The organism is Actinomadura miaoliensis (genome assembly GCF_039536785.1).
GTDB lineage: Bacteria > Actinomycetota > Actinomycetes > Streptosporangiales > Streptosporangiaceae > Spirillospora > Spirillospora miaoliensis.
Genome location: NZ_BAAAZG010000085.1, coordinates 1 through 5,862, shown reverse-complemented (window position 1 = coordinate 5,862; position 5,862 = coordinate 1). Strand labels below are relative to the sequence as shown.

Below are 5,862 nucleotides of genomic sequence, written 5' to 3'. Positions count from 1 at the left end.
ATCTGGCTCCGCAGCCTGCCAGCCCTCCCATGATCTGAACTAAGAACAGGCCCTAGCCGATGCACCGTCTCGACATTGTCCGAACCGTCAGCCGACCGGGTAACACACAGCACGTAACTGTGCAGCGGACTCGGGGCACCGATCAGCCCCTCGGTGCCATGCAGCGCCCCGCCGTACACGTAAACGATCAACCCACTGCGGCCCTCTTCCACCCACCCGGCGATGGCTGCACGGGCGGTGGCCAGCGTGCCCACGCCGTCGCCGGGGCCCCAGGCGTCAAGCAGCCAACGCGCGCTGTAGCGCCAGTCCCCCGCGCCCCCAAGGGCGATGACCACCGCCTCATACCCTTCGTGCGTGTTATCGGTGACTGGCAGCCCGCCAAGGCTCGTCGTGGTGGCCAGCAACTCGCTTGCTACTCCCGGATCCTGCGCCGCCGGCAACGGCCGTGCCGGCTCGGTCGCCCACCAGCGGACGTCGTCGGGAACCAGCGCCTCGTTGGCCTGTGCGTAGATCGGAACAGTCGTAGCGGGCCCGCGCTCACCGGTGACCCCCAGGACCGTGTACAGAGCCGCTTCCCATTCCCCGATTCCGCCGGGCGCCATGGCCAGTTCCGGCCTCTCCCCGGCCTCAGTCGGCAGGAGGACGGTGACGTCGCCAAGTTCGGGGAGGGCGGTAACCGTCATGGGCCGTTCAGGGCGAGGCTCGGCATCGAACGAGTCGGTTTCTGACCCAGATATGGGTTTGCCGTCTCGGTCCAAGCGTGGGATCCACGGCGGGCGCCGCTCCTGCCGCCACCGGATCCGATCTACCTGGTCCAGCAACTCGCCCTTGGTCGGATACGAGCGAAGGAAGCCGTCGGCAACGGGCCGCACCAACGCCTCCAACTCAGTCTTGCGAAGCTCCTCCGGACGCTTGGGCACATCAATGAACACCTCTGGGACCACCAGCTGGGCCAACCGTGCCTGTATCGCAGCGGTGAACTTCGCCGTGAAATCTCCCTTGGTGGACTCGAACGCCTTCCTGGCCGGCTCGAGATCGATGCCCTCCCTGACCAGGGTTTCCATCATCGACAGCAGCAAGTCGTTATTGCGATACGCATTGAACATGACCACGACCATAACCACCAACGCCCGCGGAGGAGTTCGGATCAGCCGCACTCGCAGGCCCCGGATGCGGGCTCGGTACACACAAAACACTCATATTGATCACGCGGGACGAGCCGCAGAATGGAGAAGTACACACCCGGACGCCAACACTACGTGTTCCCCGACGCGGTACGCTGAGCGACCATCACTATCGGCTACAGCGACCACTGTCTCACCAGCCTCGAAGGCCGATTCGCCGCCGTACTCTTCATGCTCGTCGGAACCGCATCCCTCAGCACCATCACCATGAGGTGATCTCACGGAGGTTCACGGCGCGTGGCCAGAAGGGAGGAGGACGACTGCGGCTTTGGCGATGTTGCCGATCTTGTTGGGGCCGACGGTGATGTGCTGCAGGACGCGCCATCGCGGCGTGAACAGACAAAGCCGCGTTTTGGCCGGCCGCGCGGGCCGAGCGGCAACGCCTTGTAACTAGAAATGAGCGCTGAGAAACTAGTCATCGGGGCTTGATGACCGGAGTAACACCCGGATCCTGTCGACGTCGCGGGCCACCCCCCAGCGCGTCAAGCTGGAGCCTTTCCGATAGAGGACCGCTCCGGAGCCGGAGCCTCACGATGCGTCGGTTTGCCACGCTCAACCTAGCCCTCTACAGAGGCTTGCTGGCCGGTGACAAGGCGGTGGCCGGAGCGGCAGCCGAAAGACACTTTCTGTCAGGCTGACAATAAGCTAGCCTCACCGCATGACCGAGGACCGCTGGACACCGCCCACCGTGATGCTCGCGGTGGACCTGGTGATCTTGACGCTGCGCGAGTCGCACCTGCACGTGCTGCTCGTCGAGCGGGGCGTCGAGCCGTACGAGGGGGCTCTGGCGCTTCCGGGCGGTTTCCTGCGGCACGCCGAAGAAGACCTCATCGCCGCGGCCCACCGGGAGCTGGCGGAAGAGGCCGCCATGGATGTTGAGAAGCTGCACCTGGAGCATCTGGGCGTCTATGGCACTCCTGGCCGCGATCCGCGTGGTCGGGTGGTGTCCGTCGCCTATCTGGCGATAGCCCCGGGGCTGCCGGAGCCGACCGCTGGCACGGATGCGGCCGGTGCGCGATGGCAGCGGGCCGACCAGGTCCTCTCCGGAGACTTGGAACTCGCCTTCGACCACCGCCGGATCGTCGAGGACGGCGTCGAAAGGGCCCGCGCCAAGCTCGAGCATTCCGCGCTGGCGACGGCGTTCTGCGGGCCGACCTTCACGATCACGGACCTGCAGCGGGTCTACGAGGCGGTCTGGGGCATCTCGCTCGATCCCCGCAACTTCTATCGCAAGGTCCAGAAGACCAGCGGATTCATCGTTCCGGCGGGCCCGGAGCGCAAGGTCACGACCGGACGGCCGGCCCGGCTGTTCAAAGCCGGGCCTCGAAAGATCCTGTATCCGCCGATGGTCCGGCCGGTCGAGCCGTCGAACGCCAAGGAGCCGAAAGAATGAGCGGCAGTCAGATCGTCGTTCTGACAGCACTGGACGTGGAGTACGAGGCCGTCCGTCAAAAGCTGGACGCCCCCCGATTGCATCGGCACCCGCAAGGCACCCGCTTCGAAGTCGGCCGGCTTGCGGGCGGCCGGTGCCGGATCGCTCTGGGCCTCGTCGGCAAGGGCAACCAGTCCGCGGCGGTACTGGCCGAACGTGCCATCGCCGAGTTCTCCCCGGTGGCGCTGATCTTCGTGGGAGTGGCAGGGGCCCTGCACTCTCATGTCGCCCTCGGGGACGTGGTGGTGGCCACCCATATCTATGCGTTCCATGGGGGCACGAGTGAGGACGACGGGTTCAAGAGCCGTCCGCGTGTCTGGGAGGTCTCGCACGGCGCCGACCAGATCGCCCGGCATGTGGCGCGCGACCGATCCTGGGCAGGTGATCTTCGTGCTCATCGCCGGGCGCCCGGAGTGCATTTCGGTCCGATCGCGGCCGGCGAGGTGGTTCTGAATTCCACGGTGTCGGCGCACGCCCGCTGGATCCGGCGGAACTACAACGACGCGCTCGCGATCGAGATGGAAGGAGCAGGCGTGGCTCAGGCCGCGCATCTGAACAGGTCGCTTCCGGTGGTCGTCGTCCGGGGCATCAGCGACCGAGCCGACGGCACCAAGGAGACCACCGACCGCAAGCGATGGCAGGCGCGGGCGGTGGCCAACGCGGCGGCGTTCACCGTCTCACTGGCCGAAAACCTGGCCGCTGAGGAACGGAACCGCGATCGGTTCGACGAAACCGGAAGGATGGGGAACTCGCAGATGGATGGGTTGGTCCGCAACGTCGCGAAGGACAACGCACGGGTGGTCGTGCAGGCCGGCCACGTGCACGGCGGGATCCGGGTGTCCGGCGAGCAGGACCCGCCGGCCGATCCCACGCAGGCGATCGCCGGCCTGGCCGCCCGGCTTCAGCAGGCACGAGCGGCAGGGCACCTGGACGAGGACACCTACCAGGCGGCACAAGCCGAACTCGCCAACGCTCGCGAGACGCTGCACACGACCACGCCGCCGGACACCGGCGCGGTGACGCTGGCGCTCAAGAAGGTCCGCGGGCTCGTCGGGGACGTGGCCACCCTGGCCGCCGAGGTGGCGAGCGTGATCGCACTGGTCCAGGGCCTGTCATGACCGAGCCGGGTGCCACCACGACGAACTACGCCGGGGATTCCGCCCATGTCGGAGTGCAGGCGGCAACCGTGCACGGCGGAGTCCACATCTACTCGCTTCCCGCAGACGCTTCGCCTGCAGAAAAGTTCGAGACCGGTGTCAGCCTGCTCGACGGCGGCATTCCGGGCAAGGCACGGCACCTCATCCACGAAGCCGTCATGGGAGGTCATATCGGCAACAAGGTCTGCTTCCACTGGCAACTGGCCCTGGTCAGCGGCAGAACGCCGCACGAGATGCCGGAGGAGGACATCGCGCTGCTGCGGCAGGCACCTTTCATGTGCCGTGTCACCGGCGGCGACGCATGGGCGGACGGTGTGAATACCGTCCGCCGCCTGCTGGATTCCGCGCGACAGCCCGACGCCGACCTGCGTCCCCTGCTCAAGGATTTCGACGGGCTCGGCGACCCCCAACGCGCCATGATCCTGCGGCACCTGGAGTTGTTCCTCGACGGACCGCTGAAAGATCAGATGTGGCACCGCGCCCTGCAGAGCGCCAGGGAGCACCAGATGGCCGATGACCGAGCCGATCGTGTCTGGAAGTTCTTCGAGCCGAAGCCCACCCCGCCCCGGACACGTGCGCCCCGCCCGCCCGAGATCACGGTCGGCACCTGGATCAAGGCGGTGGCGGCGACGCTCGTCTTCACCGTGGCGGTGCTCCATATCGGCTACCTGCTGGCTCGGGAACTCCAGGGTTTCGCGCTGCTCGCGTACCTGCTGAGCATCGCCGGCGGCTACTACGCCGCGCGCGGCGGCCTGGAATGGCGCTATCGCGCCGAGCGGCGCAGGGCGAAGGACGAGGAGTACGAGCCGCCTCGGGCGCGTACGACCGGCGCGCCGTCCGGCGGCTTCGCGAACAGGGTCGACCAACGTTTCGACTACTACTTCGCCAAGTACGTTCCGCGCGACACGAGCCGCTCCGTCTGGTTGGCGGAGACGGCAGGGATCCGCAAGAGCCTGCGCGACGAGATCGTCGAAATCTACCGGGAGCAGCGGATCGGCGTTGAGAAGATCAACTGGCTGATCCGGTATCGGGTGAGCGATGTCAGGAGGCGGTGGGAGAACGGCACGCTGTGGAACTACCGGCAGGAACTCGCGACCCCCTTGGCCACCAAGGTGCTGACGATTCTCGGTCTCGCCGTTCTGGCCTTGGGGGCCACTCGGGCGGTGGAGAACGCCATGGAGGTCGCGCCCGTAAGCGCGGGCCGTTCGGCGACGGTTGCACTGATGGCCGGGGTAATAGGAGCGCTCACCTGGCTGCGCATCGTCCTGGAACACAGGCGGCATGCAGCCGACGAAGCCGAGAGCAGGCAAACGCTGGACGACTGCACGGCGGCCTATGAGCGCTGGCGGCAGAAGCTGGCCGACACACCCTCGGATCCGGAGATGGCCGCCTGGCTGGACCGCGACCGCAAGGTGCTATTGGACGAGGCGCTGCGCCACTACGGGCTGGCCATGAGCGACATGATCGCCTACGCGTTCATCGAAGCGCGAGGCTCCCGCGCCAGGCGCGCCCGCGTCCGGAACGGCCCCTGGCGCTACACGCGGTACCAGTTGCTCCTCTTCCTGCTCACCATGGACGGGGTACGCCAGCTCAGCGTCGAACTCGACTTCGAGCGAGGCACCTTCCACGGCTGGAACCGGACCAACTACCGCTACGAAGCGGTCGCAGCCGTGCGAGTACACCAGGCAGACGACGACGAGCGCAGATTCGAACTCGCGCTCGTCAACGGGGAGCAGATCCAAGTCGAGGTGATGACCTCGGGGATGGAAGAACTCGAGATGGACGAAGCCCCCGGTGTGGTGTCCGAGATGACACTGGACGCCTCCGGGATCCACCACACCCTGCATGTCATGGAGGGCATCGCCGCGGAGGGCAAGCAGTGGATCGCACAGGAACGCCGGCGAAAAGGCGAACGGCAGTTCGCCATGTGACATCAGAAGCACCTCGGCAGCCACCGCCAGCGGCGCCGCACCATGCCGCAGATCGTGCAGCCGGGCTGCGGCCCCCATGCTCGGCGATCAGTTTGTGGTGGCACTAGGGCCTGTTCTTAGTTCAGATCATGGGAGGGCTGGCAGGCTGCGGAGCCAGA

Annotated in this window: 4 protein-coding genes; 3 read left to right on the top strand and 1 reads right to left on the bottom strand. The window is 66.7% G+C overall.

What is annotated here, in order from left to right; translation table 11 throughout:
• Positions 1–1,106: hypothetical protein (locus tag ABD811_RS42595; RefSeq protein ID WP_344959276.1), on the bottom strand; the 1,106-nt coding region annotated here is incomplete at its 3' end.
• A gap of 736 nt (positions 1,107–1,842) precedes the next feature.
• Here ABD811_RS42595 and ABD811_RS42590 point away from each other — a divergent pair.
• The 3 genes from ABD811_RS42590 to ABD811_RS42580 are packed head-to-tail and all read left to right on the top strand — an operon-like array spanning position 1,843 to position 5,704.
• Positions 1,843–2,577 (top strand): NUDIX hydrolase, encoded by a 735-nt coding sequence (locus tag ABD811_RS42590; RefSeq protein WP_344959274.1) that lies wholly within the window; start codon positions 1,843–1,845, stop codon positions 2,575–2,577.
• Complete coding sequence (locus tag ABD811_RS42585) at positions 2,574–3,734, top strand: 5'-methylthioadenosine/S-adenosylhomocysteine nucleosidase (protein WP_344959272.1); 1,161 nt, start codon at positions 2,574–2,576, stop codon at positions 3,732–3,734. Before ABD811_RS42590 ends, ABD811_RS42585 begins: the two co-directional genes overlap by 4 nt.
• Entirely contained in the window at positions 3,731–5,704 is a 1,974-nt protein-coding gene (locus ABD811_RS42580) for a hypothetical protein (protein WP_344959270.1), read from the top strand. Before ABD811_RS42585 ends, ABD811_RS42580 begins: the two co-directional genes overlap by 4 nt.
• The last annotated feature ends 158 nt before the right edge of the window (positions 5,705–5,862 follow it).